The organism is Mesorhizobium sp. B2-7-1 (assembly GCF_006440735.1).
Lineage (GTDB): Bacteria > Pseudomonadota > Alphaproteobacteria > Rhizobiales > Rhizobiaceae > Mesorhizobium.
This window is the reverse complement of sequence record NZ_VFUA01000131.1, coordinates 1-17,131: the sequence shown is the minus strand read 5'-3', so window position 1 is coordinate 17,131 and position 17,131 is coordinate 1. Positions and strand designations below refer to the sequence as shown.

At 64.9% G+C, this 17,131-nt stretch carries 19 protein-coding genes and 1 pseudogene; 15 read left to right on the top strand and 5 right to left on the bottom strand.

The window, feature by feature from the left end:
* From FJ471_RS30730 to FJ471_RS30695, 8 genes and pseudogenes are all read left to right on the top strand, one after another.
* Positions 1-432 (top strand): SDR family NAD(P)-dependent oxidoreductase (locus FJ471_RS30730; RefSeq protein ID WP_140809045.1); only part of this gene is annotated, 432 nt, incomplete at its 5' end.
* Positions 433-512: 80 nt separating this feature from the next.
* A pseudogene (locus FJ471_RS30725) lies at positions 513-810 on the top strand (type II toxin-antitoxin system HigB family toxin).
* Positions 810-1,226, top strand: coding sequence for an XRE family transcriptional regulator (locus tag FJ471_RS30720; protein WP_140809043.1), 417 nt, complete (start codon positions 810-812; stop codon positions 1,224-1,226). Before FJ471_RS30725 ends, FJ471_RS30720 begins: the two are co-directional and overlap by 1 nt.
* A 291-nt stretch (positions 1,227-1,517) precedes the next feature.
* Positions 1,518-2,726 (top strand): ABC transporter substrate-binding protein, encoded by a 1,209-nt coding sequence (locus FJ471_RS30715; protein WP_140809041.1) that lies wholly within the window; start codon positions 1,518-1,520, stop codon positions 2,724-2,726.
* Positions 2,723-3,523 carry an ABC transporter ATP-binding protein gene (locus FJ471_RS30710; RefSeq protein WP_140809039.1) on the top strand — a complete coding sequence of 267 codons (801 nt, stop codon included), beginning with the start codon at positions 2,723-2,725 and terminating at the stop codon, positions 3,521-3,523. Before FJ471_RS30715 ends, FJ471_RS30710 begins: the two co-directional genes overlap by 4 nt.
* Positions 3,516-4,220, top strand: coding sequence for an ABC transporter ATP-binding protein (locus tag FJ471_RS30705; protein WP_140809037.1), 705 nt, complete (start codon positions 3,516-3,518; stop codon positions 4,218-4,220). Before FJ471_RS30710 ends, FJ471_RS30705 begins: the two co-directional genes overlap by 8 nt.
* Positions 4,221-4,227: 7 nt before the next feature.
* On the top strand, positions 4,228-5,115 hold the full coding sequence (locus tag FJ471_RS30700) for a branched-chain amino acid ABC transporter permease (protein WP_140809035.1): 888 nt from the start codon (positions 4,228-4,230) through the stop codon (positions 5,113-5,115).
* Between the two features lies 1 nt (position 5,116).
* A complete protein-coding gene (locus FJ471_RS30695; protein WP_140809034.1) occupies positions 5,117-6,076 on the top strand; it encodes a branched-chain amino acid ABC transporter permease in 960 nt (319 codons plus the stop codon).
* An 11-nt stretch (positions 6,077-6,087) separates the two neighbouring features.
* Here FJ471_RS30695 and FJ471_RS30690 read toward each other — a convergent pair whose 3' ends face one another.
* The 3 genes from FJ471_RS30690 to FJ471_RS30680 form a co-directional block, all read right to left on the bottom strand.
* Entirely contained in the window at positions 6,088-6,387 is a 300-nt protein-coding gene (locus FJ471_RS30690) for a HigA family addiction module antitoxin (RefSeq protein WP_112097758.1), read from the bottom strand.
* A gap of 36 nt (positions 6,388-6,423) precedes the next feature.
* Positions 6,424-6,705, bottom strand: coding sequence for a type II toxin-antitoxin system RelE/ParE family toxin (locus FJ471_RS30685; protein WP_140809032.1), 282 nt, complete (start codon positions 6,703-6,705; stop codon positions 6,424-6,426).
* Between the two features lie 80 nt (positions 6,706-6,785).
* Positions 6,786-7,271: an Lrp/AsnC family transcriptional regulator gene (locus tag FJ471_RS30680; RefSeq protein WP_140809030.1), complete on the bottom strand. Its 486-nt coding sequence runs from the start codon at positions 7,269-7,271 to the stop codon at positions 6,786-6,788.
* 102 nt (positions 7,272-7,373) lie between these two features.
* On the opposite strand from FJ471_RS30680, the gene FJ471_RS30675 reads away from it, so the two are divergent.
* The 6 genes from FJ471_RS30675 to FJ471_RS30650 all read left to right on the top strand — a co-directional run bounded on the left by FJ471_RS30675 (position 7,374) and on the right by FJ471_RS30650 (position 15,373).
* Positions 7,374-8,576 (top strand): diaminopropionate ammonia-lyase, encoded by a 1,203-nt coding sequence (locus FJ471_RS30675; RefSeq protein WP_140809028.1) that lies wholly within the window; start codon positions 7,374-7,376, stop codon positions 8,574-8,576.
* Positions 8,573-9,808: a Zn-dependent hydrolase gene (locus FJ471_RS30670; RefSeq protein ID WP_140809026.1), complete on the top strand. Its 1,236-nt coding sequence runs from the start codon at positions 8,573-8,575 to the stop codon at positions 9,806-9,808. Before FJ471_RS30675 ends, FJ471_RS30670 begins: the two co-directional genes overlap by 4 nt.
* 215 nt (positions 9,809-10,023) lie before the next feature.
* Positions 10,024-11,220 carry a diaminopropionate ammonia-lyase gene (locus FJ471_RS30665; protein ID WP_140809024.1) on the top strand — a complete coding sequence of 399 codons (1,197 nt, stop codon included), beginning with the start codon at positions 10,024-10,026 and terminating at the stop codon, positions 11,218-11,220.
* A 48-nt stretch (positions 11,221-11,268) separates the two neighbouring features.
* Positions 11,269-12,429, top strand: coding sequence for a M20 aminoacylase family protein (locus FJ471_RS30660; RefSeq protein ID WP_140809022.1), 1,161 nt, complete (start codon positions 11,269-11,271; stop codon positions 12,427-12,429).
* A gap of 101 nt (positions 12,430-12,530) precedes the next feature.
* Positions 12,531-14,627 carry an EAL domain-containing protein gene (locus FJ471_RS30655; protein ID WP_140809020.1) on the top strand — a complete coding sequence of 699 codons (2,097 nt, stop codon included), beginning with the start codon at positions 12,531-12,533 and terminating at the stop codon, positions 14,625-14,627.
* Between the two features lie 242 nt (positions 14,628-14,869).
* The gene (locus FJ471_RS30650; protein ID WP_140809018.1) at positions 14,870-15,373 is read left to right on the top strand and encodes a hypothetical protein; all 504 of its coding nucleotides are present in this window, start codon (positions 14,870-14,872) and stop codon (positions 15,371-15,373) included.
* A 6-nt stretch (positions 15,374-15,379) separates the two neighbouring features.
* Here FJ471_RS30650 and FJ471_RS30645 read toward each other — a convergent pair whose 3' ends face one another.
* The gene (locus FJ471_RS30645) at positions 15,380-15,679 is read right to left on the bottom strand and encodes an AzlD family protein (protein ID WP_140809016.1); all 300 of its coding nucleotides are present in this window, start codon (positions 15,677-15,679) and stop codon (positions 15,380-15,382) included.
* Positions 15,676-16,419: an AzlC family ABC transporter permease gene (locus FJ471_RS30640; protein ID WP_140809014.1), complete on the bottom strand. Its 744-nt coding sequence runs from the start codon at positions 16,417-16,419 to the stop codon at positions 15,676-15,678. The genes FJ471_RS30645 and FJ471_RS30640 overlap by 4 nt, the downstream gene beginning before the upstream one ends.
* Before the next feature lie 172 nt (positions 16,420-16,591).
* On the opposite strand from FJ471_RS30640, the gene FJ471_RS30635 reads away from it, so the two are divergent.
* Positions 16,592-17,050, top strand: a complete 459-nt coding sequence (locus FJ471_RS30635) for an Lrp/AsnC family transcriptional regulator (RefSeq protein ID WP_140809012.1) — start codon at positions 16,592-16,594, stop codon at positions 17,048-17,050.
* Positions 17,051-17,131 lie beyond the last annotated feature (81 nt).

The following is a 17,131-nucleotide window of genomic DNA, read 5'->3' as shown; positions in this document are numbered from 1 at the left end:
ATCCACTATGACCCTTCGGCATGGGCGCTCGAGCCCGACTGGACGATGATCCGCGAGGCATTCGAGACCAATGTCTTCGGCGCTTGGCGTGTCGCGGTCGCCTTCGCGCCGCTGCTCGGTGCCGCCGGCCACGGCAGGCTGGTCAACGTCTCGTCGGAGGGCGGTTCACTCGCTTCGATGGGAGCCGGCGCGCCGGCCTATTCGACCAGCAAGGCGACGCTCAACGCCCTGACCCGCATCCTGGCCGCGGAACTGCATGGCGCGGGCGTGCTGGTCAACTCGATCTGTCCCGGCTGGGTCGCGACCGACATGGGCGGCCCTGGCGGGCGCCCGGTCGCGCAAGGCGCGGCCGGCATCGTCTGGGCCGCGACCTTGCCCGACGACGGCCCGACCGGCGGCTTTTTCCGCGATGGCAAAAAGCTGCCGTGGTGAGCAGGCGTCGGTGGGAAGGATATTTCCCAATTTGGGTAAATTTCTCTTGTTCCCAGTTTGGGGAATGGCTCTATGGATGCATGCAAATCGTCAGCAGGAAAGCGCTCGTCACCTTCTGGACGAAGCACCCGCAATCAAAAATGCCACTGACGGCCTGGTTCAATGCATCGAGCAAAGGCAGAGTGGAAGGGACCGGCTGACATCAAGGAACAGTTCGGCACGAGCGTCGATTTCGTAGCTGATAACCGAGTGGTGTTCGACATTGCGGGCGATAAGTACCGGCTGATTGCGCATGTCAGCTATACGTTCAAGAGGGTACTCATCAAGTTCGTCGGCACCCACGCTGAGTACGACAAGATAGACGCGGAGAAGGTGTGATGGACAATATCCGACCCATTAAGACGGAAGCCGATTACGATTGGGCGATTGCGGAGATCACTCGCTATTTTGACAAGGAGCCGGTTCCCGGCACGCCTGACGCTGATCGTTTCGATGTTCTTGCTGAACTCATCGAAGCATACGAGGCAAAACACTACCCTATCGCGGAAACCGACCCGGTGGACGCGATCACTGCTCATATGGAGATGGCCAATCTCAGCAGGCACGCGCTGGTAAAGCTGCTCGGATCGGCGTCGCGTGCATCTGAGATTCTAGCCCGCAAGCGAGCGCTGACGATGGACATGGCTTTCAAGCTCAATCGTGAGTGGCATATCCCCGCGGAGGTCTTGATCGTTCCTTATCACTTGGTCGACCAGGGCGACAAAAAGGATAAAAAAGCCGCTGCTCGCGCTTGATCGTCCTGGAGCGTCTCATCGACGCGTGACCGCCTCTTGATCGTCCCCGGCAACGGGTCGTCCCATTCATCTGCCATGCTACGAAAATAGCATTCCAGGCTCGCGAAATGTGATGCTAGGCTCGCGCCCGTGCACCCAAGGCACGCCGCGGCCCAGCCCGCAAACAGAAGAGCCCGCAGGAGGAGGCGCCGCAGAGCGGGATCGAGGCTCCAATCCAAAAATCCGAAAGAACTGTTGAACCATCGCGAGGCAGCCGCGTTTCCCGTGGTTGCCACCAGGGAGGAACCACCAGTGAAAGCATCCTATCTCGTCTCGGCCGCGCTCCTTGCGGCATCCGCAATGCCGGCGGCGGCCGGCGAAATCTCCGACGGCAAGGTCAAGATCGGCATTCTCAACGACCAGTCGGGCGTCTATGCCGATTTCGGCGGCAAGTGGTCGGTCGAGGCCGCCAAGATGGCGGTCGAGGATTTCGGCGGCAAGGTGCAGGGCGCGCCGATCGAGATCGTCAGCGCCGACCATCAGAACAAGCCCGACATCGCCTCCAATATCGCGCGCCAGTGGTACGACACCGAGCAGGTCGATGCGATCATGGAACTCACGACGTCCTCCGTTGCGCTCGCCGTCCAGGGGCTTTCCAAGGAAAAGAAGAAGATCGACATCGTCACCGGCGCGGCCTCCACCGACCTTACCGGCAAGCAATGCTCGCCCTACGGCTTCCACTGGGCCTATGACACGCACTCGCAGGCCGTCGGCACCGGCGGCGAGCTGGTCAAGCAGGGCGGCGACAGCTGGTATTTCATCACCGTCGACTACGCTTTCGGCTATTCGCTGAAGGACCAGACCGCCAAGCTCGTCGAGGCGAGCGGCGGCAAGGTGCTGGGCGAGGTGCGCTATCCGCTCGGCTCCACCGACTATTCCTCCTTCCTGCTCCAGGCGCAGTCCTCCGGCGCCAAGATCGTCGGCCTCGCCAATGCCGGCCTCGACACCTCCAACTCGATCAAGCAGGCGGCCGAATTCGGCATCGTTGCCGGCGGCCAGCGGCTTGCGGCGCTCCTCTTCACGCTCGCCGAAGTGCATGGGCTTGGCCTCCAGGCGGCACAGGGCGTTGTGCTGACCGAAGGGTTCTACTGGGACCGCGACGACAAGAGCCGCGAATTCGCGCAGCGCTTCTTCAAGCGCACCGGCCGCATGCCGAACATGATCCAGGCCGGCACCTATTCGGCGGTGACGCAGTATCTGAAGGCCATCGACAAGGCCGGCACCGACGCGACCGAGGCGGTGGCCAAGGAACTGCACGAAATGCCGGTCAACGACGTCTTCACCGCCAACGGCAAGGTGCAGGCCGACGGCTCGATGGTGCACGACATGTATCTCTACCAGGTCAAGAAGCCGGAAGAGTCGAAGAAGGACTGGGACTACTACACCTATCTGGCGACCATTCCCGGCGACAAGGCCTTCATGAAGGCCGAAGACAGCGGCTGCCCGCTCGTCACCAAGTGACGCTCGACACCGCCACCGCTGTCCGCCCGGACAGCACCGACAAGACGCCGCGGGTGGTGCTTTCCGCCCGCGGTCTCAGGCGCGACTTCGCCGGCTTCGTCGCGGTGAAGGATGTCGACCTCGACGTCCACCAGGCCAAGATCCATGCGCTGATCGGCCCGAACGGCGCCGGCAAGACCACCATCTTCAACCTCTTGACCAAATTCCTGCAGCCGACCAGCGGCAGGATCGAATTGCTCGGCACCGACATCACCCGCGCGCCGCCGGCGAAAGTGGCGCGCATGGGCCTCGTCCGCTCGTTCCAGATATCGGCGATCTTTCCGCACCTTTCCGTGCTCGACAATGTGCGCGTGGCGCTGCAGCGCCCGGGCGGGCTTGGCTATCAGTTCTGGCGCCCCGTCTCGGCGCTGGACGAGCTCACGACGAGAGCGCGCGAGCTGCTTGCCATCGTTGGCCTCGACGACGCGGCGCATCGTCTCGCCGGCGACCTCTCCTATGGCAGGAAGCGCGTGCTGGAGATCGCCACGACATTAGCGCTCGACCCGAAGGTGCTTCTGCTCGACGAGCCGATGGCCGGCATGGGGCATGAGGATGTCGGCATGATTTCCGGCATCATCCGCTCGCTGGCGAAGGACCGCGCCGTGCTGATGGTGGAGCACAACCTCACCGTGGTCGCCGATCTCTGCGACTGGATCACCGTCATGCAGCGTGGCCAGGTGCTCGCCGCCGGCGACTACGCGACGGTGAGCAAGGACGAGCGCGTGCGCGTCGCTTATATGGGTACCGAGCATGAGTGAGCCGCTGCTGGCGGTGCGCGACCTCCACGCCTGGTACGGCGAGGGCCATGCGCTGCACGGCGTCAACCTCGACGTCATGCGCGGCGAGACCGTCACGCTGCTTGGCCGCAACGGGGTCGGCAAGACGACGACGCTGCGCGCCATCATGGGGCTGATCCGCAAGCGCGCCGGCTCCGTCACCTTCAACGGCAAGGAACTGATCGGCCTGCCGCTGCACCGCGTCGCCCATCAAGGCATAGGCTTCGTGCCGGAGGAGCGCGGTATCTTCGCGACCCTCACCGTCGACGAGAACCTGATCCTGCCGCCGGTCGTGGCCAAAGGCGGCATGAGCGTGGAAGAAATCTTCGAGCTCTTCCCCAACCTCAAGGAGCGCCGCAACAGCCAGGGCACGAAACTGTCCGGCGGCGAGCAGCAGATGCTGGCCATCGCCCGCATCCTGCGCACCGGCGTCGAGATGCTTTTGCTCGACGAGCCGACCGAAGGCCTGGCGCCTGTCATCGTCCAGCGCATCGGCGAATTGCTGACGACGCTGAAGAAGCGCGGCATGACCATCCTTCTGGTCGAGCAGAATTTCCGCTTCGCCGCCCGCATCGCCGACCGCTTCTATCTGATGGACCACGGCAAGGTGGTGGAGGAGTTCCCGGTCGGCCAGCTTTCCGCGCACACCGACAAGCTGCACGAGGTGCTGGGAGTATGATCGCACCATGATGACGGTCTTCGGTATCCCCATCCAGGCACTGCTCGGCCAGCTTCTCGTCGGTCTGATCAATGGTTCGTTCTATGCCATGCTCAGCCTCGGCCTCGCCGTCATCTTCGGCCTGCTGCGCATCATCAATTTCGCCCATGGCGCGCTCTATATGCTGGGCGCCTTCATCGGCTATCTGCTGCTCGTGCATTTGGGCATCGGCTATTGGCCGGCGCTGGTCCTGGTGCCGCTTATCGTCGGCCTGTTCGGCATGGTGGTCGAGCGCCTGGCCTTGTCGCGGCTCTACCGCCTCGACCCGCTTTACGGCCTGCTCTTCACCTTCGGCCTCGCCTTGGTGATCGAAGGCGTGTTCCGCTATTACTACGGCGTCTCCGGCAACCCTTATGCCGTGCCGACGCTGCTTGCCGGCGGCACCAATCTCGGCTTCATGTTCCTGCCCAATTATCGCGGCTGGGTGGTGGTGGCCTCGCTCATCGTCTGCATCGGCACCTGGCTGCTGATCGAGAAGACCAGGCTCGGCTCCTACCTGCGTGCGGCTACCGAGAACCCGGAGCTGGTGCAGGCCTTCGGCGTCAACGTGCCGCTGCTCTTGACGCTCACCTACGGGCTTGGCGCGGCCCTTGCGGGCCTGGCCGGCATCCTCGCCGCGCCCGTCTACCAGGTCAGCCCGCTGATGGGCTCCGACCTCATCATCGTCGTCTTCGCCGTCGTCGTGGTCGGCGGCATGGGCTCGATCCTCGGCGCCATCGTCACCGGCTACATGCTAGGCCTCGCCGAGGGCCTGACCAAGGTTTTCTATCCAGAGGCCTCGAACCTCGTCGTCTTTGTCATCATGGTGATCGTGTTGCTGCTCAGGCCCGCCGGCCTGTTCGGAAGGGATGCCTGAGATGAGCGAGGCAACCCTGCACCAGGAACGCGCCGCAGCCTCGCTCAGGCTGGAACGGGCGCTGATCGCGCTGGGCATCGCGGCGCTGATCGCCGCGCCCTTCTTCGTCTATCCGATCTTCGTCATGAAGATGCTCTGCTTCGCGTTGTTCGCCTGCGCCTTCAATCTCTTGCTCGGCTACACCGGCCTGCTATCCTTCGGCCATGCCGCCTTTTTCGGCGGCGCGGCCTATTTCTGCGCCTACGCCGTGAAAGCCTGGGGCTGGCCGCCGGAGGCAGCCATCCTGCTCGGCACCGCGGGTGCGGCGCTGATGGGCCTCGTCATGGGTTTCCTCGCCATCCGCCGGCAGGGCATCTATTTCTCGATGATCACGCTGGCGCTGGCGCAGATGTTCTATTTCTTCTGCGTCCAGGCGCCCTTCACCGAGGGCGAGGATGGCATCCAGGGCGTTGCGCGTGGAACGCTCTTCGGGGTGATCGACCTTAACGTCACCATGAACATGTATTTCTTCGTGCTCGCCGTCTTCCTCATCGGCGTCTTCGCCATCTGGCGCATCGTCAATTCGCCCTTCGGCATGATCCTGCGTTCAATAAGAGAAAACGAGAACCGCGCCATTTCGCTCGGCTATTCCGTCGGCCGCTACAAGCTCGCCGCCTTCGTCATGTCGGCCACGCTTGCCGGCTTCGCCGGCGCGACCAAGGCGATCGTCTTCCAGTTTGCGACGCTCACCGACGTCACCTGGCAGATGTCGGGCGAGGTGATCCTGATGACGCTACTCGGCGGCATCGGCACCATGGTCGGCCCGGCGGTTGGGGCGGGCCTCGTCGTCGGCATGGAGAACACGCTTGCGACCTCCGGCTTCCCGGTGACGATCGCCACCGGGCTCATCTTCATGGTCTGCGTTCTTATCTTCCGGCGCGGGATTGTCGGAGAGATCTATGCGCGGTGGCTGGGGCGGTAAGGCGATAGCCCCTAGGCGGCCGCCTCGAACCGCTCGATCTCTTTGAGCTCTTCCTGAAGCGACGCGCCCTCGACGGCCAGGTCGTAACTGGCCTGCATGTTCATCCAGAACTGCGGTGTCGTGCCAAAGAACTTTGCCAGACGCAAAGCCGTGTCCGGCGTAACAGGCGTGGTCTCGTTGGCCAGACGCTCGATACGCGTGCGTGGGACGTGGAGCTTCTTCGCCAGCGTGTATGGTTTCAGGTCGAGCGGCTCGAGAAACTCGGCCCTCAATATCTCGCCGGGGTGAATGGGTCTGTCGAGGTTGATCATTCGGTTCCGCTCCTGCGAAGAGAGCTGGTCGGCTCGCTAGTGATAATCGGTGATCTCTACATCGTCCGCCCCGCCATCGGTCCATCGAAAGCAAACGCGGAATTGTTCGTTTATACGAATTGAGTACTGGCCGGCGCGGTCGCCTTTCAGCGCCTCAAGTCGATTTCCCGGCGGGACCCCGAGATCCATAAGTTCGGTGGCATTGTCGAGCATGAACAATTTCCGCTGAGCGGTACGAAGCAGATCTGCTGGAAACCCTTTCGGAGCTTTGCCCGTCGAAACCGCTTCTGTGGTCTTGTCCTTGAACGAACGTATCATCCACCGCCCTCGAATAGTATCTTCTCATGATACGTTCCTGCGATCAAGCGCGAAGTATCATGTGATGATACGAGATGGAATCATGCTGAAGGTGCATCCACCGGCACCTCCAGCCCCACCTTCACCCGGTCCATCGCCACAAACGTCCGGAACCGCTTCACATTGTTGTTCTCGAAGAACAGCCGCCTTGTCAGCGCCTCGTAATCGGCCATGCTCGCCACGGTGACGACCAGGATGAAGTCGGCCTCGCCGGTGACGTAGTAGCATTGCTGCACTTCGGGCACTTGCGCGAAGCCGCGCTTGGCGGCGTCGATCAGCTCGGCGCGCTCGCTCTCCACCTCGACCTCGACGAAGATAGTGATCGGGTGGCCGACCTTGGCCGGGTCGACCAGCGCGACATTGGCGCGGATGACACCGGTCTCCTCCATGCGCTTGATGCGCCGCTGCACGGCCGGCGCCGAGAGGTTCACGGCCTCGCCGATGGCGCGCTGCGGCGTGGCATTGTCCTTTTGCAGGACGGCGAGGATGGCGCGATCGAAGGCGTCGAGTTCGGGCGAAATGGGCATGGCAGCGTTCCAAACGAAACAAACTTGCATTTCGAGCGCCAAAACAGAGCGCCTTTCTCGCCCGGCTTGCAATAAATTTCAGCAATCAAGACGGAGAGACCCATGTTCCTGCTCAACCGCCACCCCGATCATCATCAACCGCTGACGCCCGAGGATGCCGCGACGCTTGGGCTCGCTGGCGTCGGGGAAGCCGAGCGCTTTCTTGCCGCGCGCGGCAACCATGCCGAGACGCCGCTTCATGCCTTGCCGGCGCTGGCGGCCGAACTCGGCATCGGCTCAGCCCACATCAAGGATGAGGGCAAGCGCCTCGGCCTCGGCAGCTTCAAGGCGCTCGGCGGCGCCTATGCCGTGATGCATCTCGTGCTGGAGGAGGCCGGCAGGCGGCTCGGCCGCGCGGTCGCGGTCGAGGAACTGCACAAGCCCGAGGTGAGGGCGATCTCGGCGCAAATGACCTTCGCCTGCGCCACCGACGGCAATCACGGACGCTCGGTGGCGCAGGGCGCCGGCCTTGTCGGCGCGCGCTCGGTCATCTTCGTCCATTCGGGCGTCAGCAACGAACGCGTGGCGGCCATCGCCCGCTTCGGTGCCGAAATGGTGCGGGTCGCCGGTGATTACGACCAGTCGGTCAGGGAAGCCGCCCGCGTCGCCGCCGAGCGCGGCTGGACCGTCGTCTCCGACACGTCGTGGCCGGGCTACGAACGCATACCGGGGCTGGTGATGCAGGGCTACACGGTGATCGTACGCGAAGCTTTGAAGCGTCTGCCCGAGCCGTCCACCCACGTCTTCCTGCAGGCGGGCGTCGGCGGCTTCGCCGCTGCGGTCGCCGGCCATCTCGCCATCGTGCTCGGCGACGCGCGGCCGATCGTGACTGTGGTCGAGCCGGCGCGGGCGGCCTGCGTCTATGCGACGGCCAAGACCGGACATCCGGTCACGATCGCGCACAGCAAGCCGACGGTGATGGCGATGCTCGAATGCTATGAGCCGTCGCTGGTGGCCTGGCGTGTGCTGTCGCGTCTCGCTGATGCCTTCATGACCGTGGACGAGGAGGACGCGGTGGCGGTGATGAACCGGCTGGCGCGGCCTGCGGGCAATGATCCGGCGATCGTCTCCGGCGAGAGCGGCGGGGCAGGGCTCGCCGGGCTCATCCGCGCCGCTGGCGACAAGAAGATGCGGACGGCGCTCGGCCTCGATGCCCATTCGCGCGTGCTCATCATCAACTCCGAAGGCGCGACCGATCCCGGCCGCTATGCCGAGCTGGTGGGCATAGCGCCGGACGAGGTCGCAAATGCAAGGCTGCCGGCATGAGCAATCTGACGATCAATGCCGACCGGCTTCTAGGCCGCATCCAGGAACTCGGCGGAATCGGCCGCGACGCGCAGGGCAGGCTCGTGCGTGTCGCCGCCTCGGACATGGACAGGCTCGGCCGCGATCGCCTCGTCGGTTGGCTGGAAGAGGCGGGGCTCGAAATCGCCGTCGACCGCATCGGCAACATCTTCAGCATCTGGAAGGATGGCGCCAACGAAAGCCAGGCGCCCGTCATGCTCGGCTCCCACATCGACACGGTGATCGACGCCGGCATCTATGACGGCTGTTATGGCGTGCTTGCCGGCCTCGAGGCGATCGAGAGCCTGAAGGAGGCTGGCTTCTCGCCGGCCCGCCCGCTCGTCGTCGCCGCTTTCACCAATGAGGAGGGCGTGCGCTTTTCGCCCGACATGATGGGTTCGCTGGTCTTTGCCGGCGGCCGCGACCTTGGCGAAGCGCTGGCCTCCATCGGTACCGACGGCACGGCGCTGGGCAAGGAGCTTGAGCGTATCGGCTATGCCGGCGAACACGAGCCAGGTTTCCTCAAGCCGCATGCCTATGTCGAATTGCATGTCGAGCAGGGGCCGGTGCTCGAGCGCGAAGGCATCGCCGTCGGCGCGGTCGAAAACCTGCAGGGCATTTCCTGGCAGCGCATCACCATCGACGGCGAGGCCAATCATGCCGGCACCACGCCGATGTCGATGCGCCGCGACGCCGGCGTCGCCGCGGCGCGCGTGATCGGCTTCCTCGCCGACCGGGCCAGCGCTTCGTCGACGCGCACGGTTGCGACCGTCGGCACCATCGCTTTCGAGCCCAACGCCATCAACGTTATCCCGTCGCGGGCGACCTTCACCATCGACCTTCGCGATCCGAACGAAACGCATCTTCGCGAGCAGGAAGCGGCGCTCGCCGCCTTCCTCGACGAGCTTGCCGCAAGCGCCGGCGTCACCATCCATGCCGAAAGCCTGGCGCGTTTCGAGCCGGTGACCTTCGATGCCGCCATCGTCTCGCTGATCGAGGACGGCGCCAGGGCCGCCGGGCAGTCCTGCCGGCGCATGACGTCGGGCGCCGGCCACGACGCGCAGATGATCGCGCGCATCGCGCCGTCGGCGATGATCTTCGTGCCGAGCCGGGGCGGCATCAGCCACAACCCGGCCGAGTTCACCGCTCCCGACGAGCTGGTTGCCGGCGCCAACATCCTGCTCGGCGTTGCCGCCCGGCTGGCGGCCGACTAATAAGGGTAGGAAAGCAGATGGGCATCGCCGGCACCCTGCAACCGGGGCGGAATATCCCCAAAAATAGTCAAGTTGGCGGTATCGAGTCGCTGCGAAGCGAACATCCGGCGACATTCAATCGAAACAAACTTCAATCACTTAGCCAATTAAAGCGCGCGGAATCGCGCCCGAATCGCGCCCGCCGACAGAGTTCAGTGCCTCGCAGGAAGACTAGCATGCTGCTTCTCAACCAACGTCCAGAATACAACCAGCCGTTGGTTGCCGCCGATGCGGAGGCACTCGGCTTGGCTGGTGGCGAGCGGGCCGAGCATTATCTCAAGGCGCGCCATGACCATGCCGAAACACCGCTGCACGCCTTGCCGGCGCTGGCCGACGAGCTCGGCATCGCGGCGCTTCATGTCAAGGATGAAGGCCAGCGTCTTGGCCTGGGCAGCTTCAAGGCGCTGGGCGGCGCCTATGCCGTCATGCGGCTGGTGCTGGAGGAGGCCGGCAAGTGGCTCGGGCGCGATGTCGATATCAGCGAGATAAACGACTCCAGAGTGCGCCAGATCGCGTCCGGCATGATCTTCGTCTGCGCCACCGACGGCAATCATGGCCGCTCCGTGGCGCAGGGCGCCAGCCTCGTCGGCGCGCGTTCGGTGATCTTCGTCCATGCCGGCGTAAGCCGCGAGCGTGTCGCGGCCATCGCCCGCTTCGGCGCCGAGATTGTCGAGGTCGAGGGCGGCTATGACCATGCGGTGCGCGAAGTCGCGCGCGTCGGCGCCGAGCGCGGCTGGAAGATCGTCTCCAACACCTCCTGGCTGGGCTATGAGCGCGTCCCCGGACTGGTCATGCAGGGCTATACGGTGATCGTGCGCGAGACGCTGCGGCGCATGGCCGAGCCACCAACGCATGTCTTCCTGCAGGCCGGCGTCGGCGGCTTCGCGGCGGCGATCGCCGGCCACATGGCTGTCATGCTTGGCTCCAGGCGGCCGAAGGCCGTGGTGGTCGAGCCGCGGCGGTCGGCTTGCGTCTACGCTTCGGCCGAGGCCGGACGTCCGGCAACGATCGCAAATCAAGAGCCGACCGTGATGACGATGCTCGAATGCGCCGAGCCCTCCCTCGTCGCCTGGCGCGTGCTGGCGCGCGTCGGCGATGCCTTCATGACGGTGGACGAGGAGGACGCCGTCTCGGTGATGAAGCGGTTGGCGCGGCCCTTGGGCAGCGATCCGGCGATCGTTTCCGGCGAGAGCGGCGGGGCAGGCCTCGCCGGCCTGGTCCGCGCCGCGGGCGACAGGCATATAAGCACGGCACTCGGCCTCGACAGGCATTCGCGCGTGCTCGTCGTCAATTCGGAAGGCGCGACCGACCATGGCCGCTTTGCCGAGCTGGTCGGGATGGCGCCGGAAGAGGTGTTCCTGCAGACTGCCTGAGAGCGATTGCGGTTCTCCGTGTTAAGAAAAGGCTTGGGGGCGCGACCGATGGCTGAACTCCACCAACAGGCACTGCACAGCGAGATGACGGCGTGGCGGCGCGATCTCCACGCCCATCCTGAGTTCGGCTTCGCGGAAAAACGCACCGCCGCCTTTGTGGCGGATAAGCTGCGCGACTTCGGACTTGAGGTGGCCGAAGGCATCGGCGGCACCGGCGTCGTCGGCACGCTGACCCGAGGCAGCGGCAACCGGGCCATCGCCTTGCGCGCCGACATGGATGCGTTGCGCATCGCCGAGCAAGGCGTGCAAGCGTGGCGCTCGCAGGCGCCCGGCATCATGCATGCCTGCGGCCATGACGGCCACACCTCGATGCTGCTCGGCGCGGCAAAGCTGCTTGCCGGTGAAGGTGGCTTCGACGGCACGGTGCGCTTCATCTTTCAGCCGGCAGAGGAATGGGGCAGGGGCGCGCTGGCCATGCTGGACGACGGCCTTATCAAGCGCTTCCCTTTCGAGGAGATCTTTGGGCTGCACAACATGCCGGGCCTGCCCATCGGCCATTTCGAGACCCGCGGCGGTCCTGTCATGTCGGCCGAGGACAATTTCGAGATCGTGCTGAAAGGCCTCGGCGGCCACGCGGCGCGGCCGCATGCCGGCCAGGAGACGCTGGTCGCCGCCTGCGCGCTGGTGGTCAACTTGCAGACCATCGTCTCGCGCCGCCTGAGCCCCGCCGATATCGGCGTCGTCTCGGTGACCGAGCTCATCACAGACGGCACCCGTAACGCGCTGCCGGGCACCGCGCGCATCCTCGGCGACTGCCGCAGCTTCCGCCCCGAGGTGAGCGCCGCGATCGAAAAGGAGATGCGCCGCATCGCCGAGGGCACGGCGCAGGCCTATAACGTCGCGGCTGAAGTCACTTATACCCGCGAGTTCGTGCCGTTGATCAACGACGCGGCGCTCGTCGATGAGGCGCTTGCGGCGGCCAGGACGGTGTTGGCCGACGACGCTGTTCGCGTCGCGGCTGAGCCGATGACCGCCTCGGAGGATTTCGCCCGCTTCCTCGACCATGTGCCGGGATGCTTCGTGTTCATGGGCAACGGCGACACCGCGCCGCTGCACAATCCCGGCTATGATTTCAACGACGAAGGCCTGCTGCACGGCGCGCGGTTTCATGCGGCTGTGGTGAGGAGACGGTTGGCGGTGGGCGGCTAGCAATCTCCTCACAAGGGGGAAGATGAGCTGAACCGCTCCCGGTAACTCTTTCTTCTCTGCTTTCATGCAGTATTGCCGAGGCAGGGCGGCAAGAAGAAAGAATGGCGGACGACAATAAACGCAACGGCAAGTTCTGGGCGATGGCGCTTGATCGCGCTCATCTCGGCCTATGGGACTGGAATCTGTCGACCGGCGATTGCTATTATTCGCCGACCTGGTCGAAGATGCTGGGCTATGAGGCGGGCGAACTCGCCAACACGCCGGATCTCTGGCTCAAGCTTACCCATCCGGACGACCGCCAGCGCGCTCAGGAAAGCGGCGACCGGCATATTGCGGGCATCGTCGATTCCATCGAGACCGAGTTGCGCCTGCGCCACAAGGATGGCCATTGGGTCTGGGTGCTCGACCGCGGCGGCATTGTCGAGCGCGACGCCGCCGGCAAGCCGCTCAGGCTGATGGGCGTGCAGACCGACATCACCCGGCAGAAAGAGGCCGAGACGGCGCTCGAGCAGGTCAATGCCCGGTTCCGCCTCGCGCTTGCCGCCAGCGGCACCGGCATCTGGCACCACGATATCGGCACCAGGAAAAGCTTTTGGGACGCGCGCACGCGCGAGATCTTCGGCCTGGTTGCCGATACGGACGAGGTGACGGCGGAGCTCTGGCACACCTACCTGCATCCCGACGACAAGGAAGCCACCGAGCGGGCGCATCAGATCGCGCCAGGCTCGAACAGCGTCGTCGCCTCGCAATACCGGATTATCCTGCGCGACGGACAGATCCGCCATGTCGAGTCGCTGGTGCGTTTCATTGCCGGCGTCGGCTCGGCCGGCCAGATTTTGGGCACGGTGCGCGACATCACCGAGGAGAAGCAGCGCGCCGAGGAGCTTGCTTTCGCCGCGCGTCACGACGCGCTGACCGGGCTGCTCAACCGTTCGGCCTTCGATCGGCTGCTTGCCGAGAACATCGCGATAGCCGAGCGGCTGCCGCTTGCCGTGTTCTATGTCGACCTCGACTATTTCAAGGCCCTCAACGACTATGCCGGCCATGCCGCCGGCGACCTGGCGCTGAAGAGCGTCGCGGCGGGCATTCTCGCCAGCCTGCCGACGGCGGCGCATGCGGCACGCCTCGGCGGCGACGAATTCGCGCTGTTGGTGCCGAACTGCAACGACGCCTGTGCAGAGCACCTTGCCCGCGCCGTGCTTGCCGCTGTGCGCAACGCCGACCTCGGCTCGGCTATCACCTCGCGCAGGCTTGCCGCTAGCATCGGCATCGCCTTCGTGCGCGATCGCAGCATGAGCGTGGCCGATGCGCTCGCTTGCGCCGACGATGCCTGCTACGCCGCCAAGGCCGGCGGCCGCGACCGCTTCGCGGTGTTCTCGCCGGAAACGACTTCGGGCTCCGGCGGCCTCAACGCCGCGCGGCTGGCCGCCGACCTGGTCGATGCGATGGAGGACGGCCGGCTGAAGCTTTACGGCCAGGAGATCCACCGGCTCGGCCAGCCATGGGAAGACAGCCGCCATGTCGAGGTGCTGGCCAGGCTCGAGGCCCGCAACGGCAACATGATCCCGCCCGGCGATTTCATGCCGGTCGCCGAGCGCTTCGGCCTTGCCGCCCGGCTCGACCGCTGGATCATCCGCACCGCGCTGACGCGCCATGGCGGAGCGATGCGCGCGGGCGCCGTCTCGCTCGACTTCAACCTGTCGGCGCAGACGCTCTCCGATCCGCAGCTCTGGGACTTCGTCGACGAAGCCATTGCCGAGAGCGGCGCTTCGCCGTCTGCCGTCGGCTTCGAGATCACCGAGACCGCCGCCGTCACCAATTTCGACGCGGCCGAAGCATTTGTGCGCCGGGCGCGCGAGCGTCATTGCCGCGTCAGCCTCGACGATTTCGGCGCCGGCATGAGCTCTTTCGAATATCTCAGGCGCTTTCCCATCGACGCCATCAAGATCGACGGCTCCTTCGTCGAGCACATCGCCGACAGCCGCTTCGACCGCGAGATCGTCTCGGCGATCACCGGCATCGCCCGCTCGATGGGCGCCGCGGTGGTGGCCGAGAAGGTCGAGGAAAAGAACGCGCTGGAGATCCTCATGGGCATGGGCGTCGCCTATGGCCAGGGCTATTTCCTGCACCGGCCCGAGCCGCTGGAAGCGATCGTGGCAAGGGCGACGGGCGGCGCGCTGGGGATGCGGGCTGGTTGATGCAGCAATCCCAAGACGAGTGTGGGGCGGATCAGGCGACCTTGCCTGGCCCTTTTCCCAGGATTTGCGCCAAGCAAAGCGATAGAGCGGCTCACCATTTCGTTAAATGATGAACGGTTGCTCTGGCGAATTTTTAGGACAACTGGACTACTGCCTGTGGGCTGTTCCGCTCAGGACATGATGTCTTGGGTCGACCGTCCGGCGTCCGCTCCATGATGGACGGGTGTCTGCGAGACCGGCAAATGTCTTCGATGCTCAACACAACCGCGCTTGTGATCCTGCAGCAACGCCTGCCGCCGAACCCCAGGGCGGCGGCGAACATCGGCATCGCCGCCGGCCCCGCGGCCATACCGCTCATGCAGTCGGCGCCCGCCCTGTCGGCGACCATGTTCAGCGTCGACAGCCTCAACATCACGGCCGTCAAAGTGCGGCTGATGGAGCGCGCGGGCAAGGAGTTCGGTGTCGATCAGGCCGACTATGAGTCGGTGTCTTCCTATGGCGCGGCGGTCAAGAGCGCCGTCGAAGCTTTGAAACGGCAATCTCCATCGGCGATCGCCGAAATCGAGAGACAGCTTGGCCTGGACCAGCTTGGCGTTTCTCTCGACACGCTCGTTGGCGCGATAGTCGATCCGCGAGGTACAGACAACGAAAGTCTGGGTGCCGCGTTGAAGCAGCATGAGGGCGGGCAGGGCGAAGGCGACCTCGCTTCGGTCCAGCCGGACGAGCTGAGGCTCTACGGCGGCTGATCTCGGCTAGCCGATCAGCCATCTCAGCACGCCCGCCGAAGCCACTCCGATCACCACCGTCGGCAGCATCGACAGCCTTGTCGCGGCAAGCACGGTTATGGCCAGCGCCGCGAGGTCGGCCGGGTTCTTCGAGACGAAGTCCGGCGCGATCACCGAGATCAGCACGCAGCCGGGCGCGGCTTCCATCACTGCCGTGGCGCGCGGGCTGAGCGTGCGGTTCCTCAGCACCACATAGCCGCCGACGCGGGTGAGATACGTCACGCCGGCCATCGCCAGGATGGCGAACACGGTCATCGGATCGATCATTTCTCACCTGCCAGGAACCACGCGGCCACCAGGCCGGACAGCGCGCCGGCCGCCACATACCAGGCGCCGGGGACGACGAGATAGACGAGCGCGGCCGCCACCAGGCTGACGAGCCAGGGCCGCGCCGCCGCAAAGCCCTTCCACATACCGCGAAGCAGCACCAGGAAGACGGCCGGGAAGGCCATTGCGAAGCCGTATTTCCCGACGTCGCCAAGCACCGGGCCGAGGGCTGCGCCGCAGGTCGTGAACGCCACCCAGGCGAGGTAGAAGGGCAGGCCGGCGCCAAGATAGAAAGGCAGGCTGAAGGCTGGTCGCAGGCCGGCGGCGGCGCGGCGTTGCGCGTCCGCCAGGCCGACCGCCCAGCTCTCGTCGCACATCAGAAACAGTGCCGGAAAGACCTGTCGCTTCGGCAGGTGCTTGATGAAAGGCGCAAGTGCGGCGCCCATCAGGAAATGCCGGCTGTTGACCAGGAAGGTGATGCCGGCGATCAGCAGGATATGCGGCGGCGAGGTCCAGAGCTGGATCGCGGCAAATTCCGACCCGCCGGCGAAGTTGAGCCCGGTCATCAGCGGCACCTCGACGACGCTGAGGCCTTTCTGCGCGGCCTGCGCGCCAAGCACCAGCGCATAGGGGATGATGCCGAGCAGCACCGGCGTCGAGGCGGCAAGCCCGCGCCGGAACTCGGCGCTGCGGCCGTTGCTGGTTTGCTCCCCTGCGAGGGTGACCTCGGAAACACTCATGACTTTGCCTTCGGCTGGCCTGGCGGCCGCCGTTTTCCCGCTCGGTTGCGGGGGGGTGTCGATCGCCGGACAATAGCCGAAACGCCCGGCAATCGGGTTGCGAAGTTGGGCTGTTTCTGCCAAGATTTGGCATTTGATAGCGCATTTACAAAGAGCATTGGAATCTTGAGCTATGAAGCTGGATGAGATCGACAGGCGCATTCTGCGCGCCCTGCAGCGCGACGGCCGCATGGCCAACAACGATCTCGCCAGGGAGGTAGGCCTCTCGCCGTCGCCCTGCCTGCGGCGCGTCAAGCTGCTGGAGGAGGCCGGCGTCATCGACCGCTATGTCGCGATGCTCAACCCGGCCAAGATCGGCCGTGGCCAGACATTCTTCACCCGCATCTGGCTGAAGCAGCAGGACGAGGACACGATCGAGCATTTCGCCGCCGAGGTGGCGAAATTCCCCGAAGTGATGGAGTGCTATCTGATGCTGGGCGACTGCGACGCCATGGTGCGGATCGTGGCCGCCGGCATCGACGACTACCGCCGCTTCCAGTCGGAACATCTGAGCCGCATCAGGGGTGTGCAGAACGTCAAGACGGATGTGCCCAGCCAGACGATCAAGCAGACGTCCGAGATGCCGCTTTAGGATTCTTCCCCTCTCCCCTTGTGGGAGAAAGTGGATCGGCGCGACTGCGCCGAGACGGATGAGGAGTATTCCAGCGGAGTG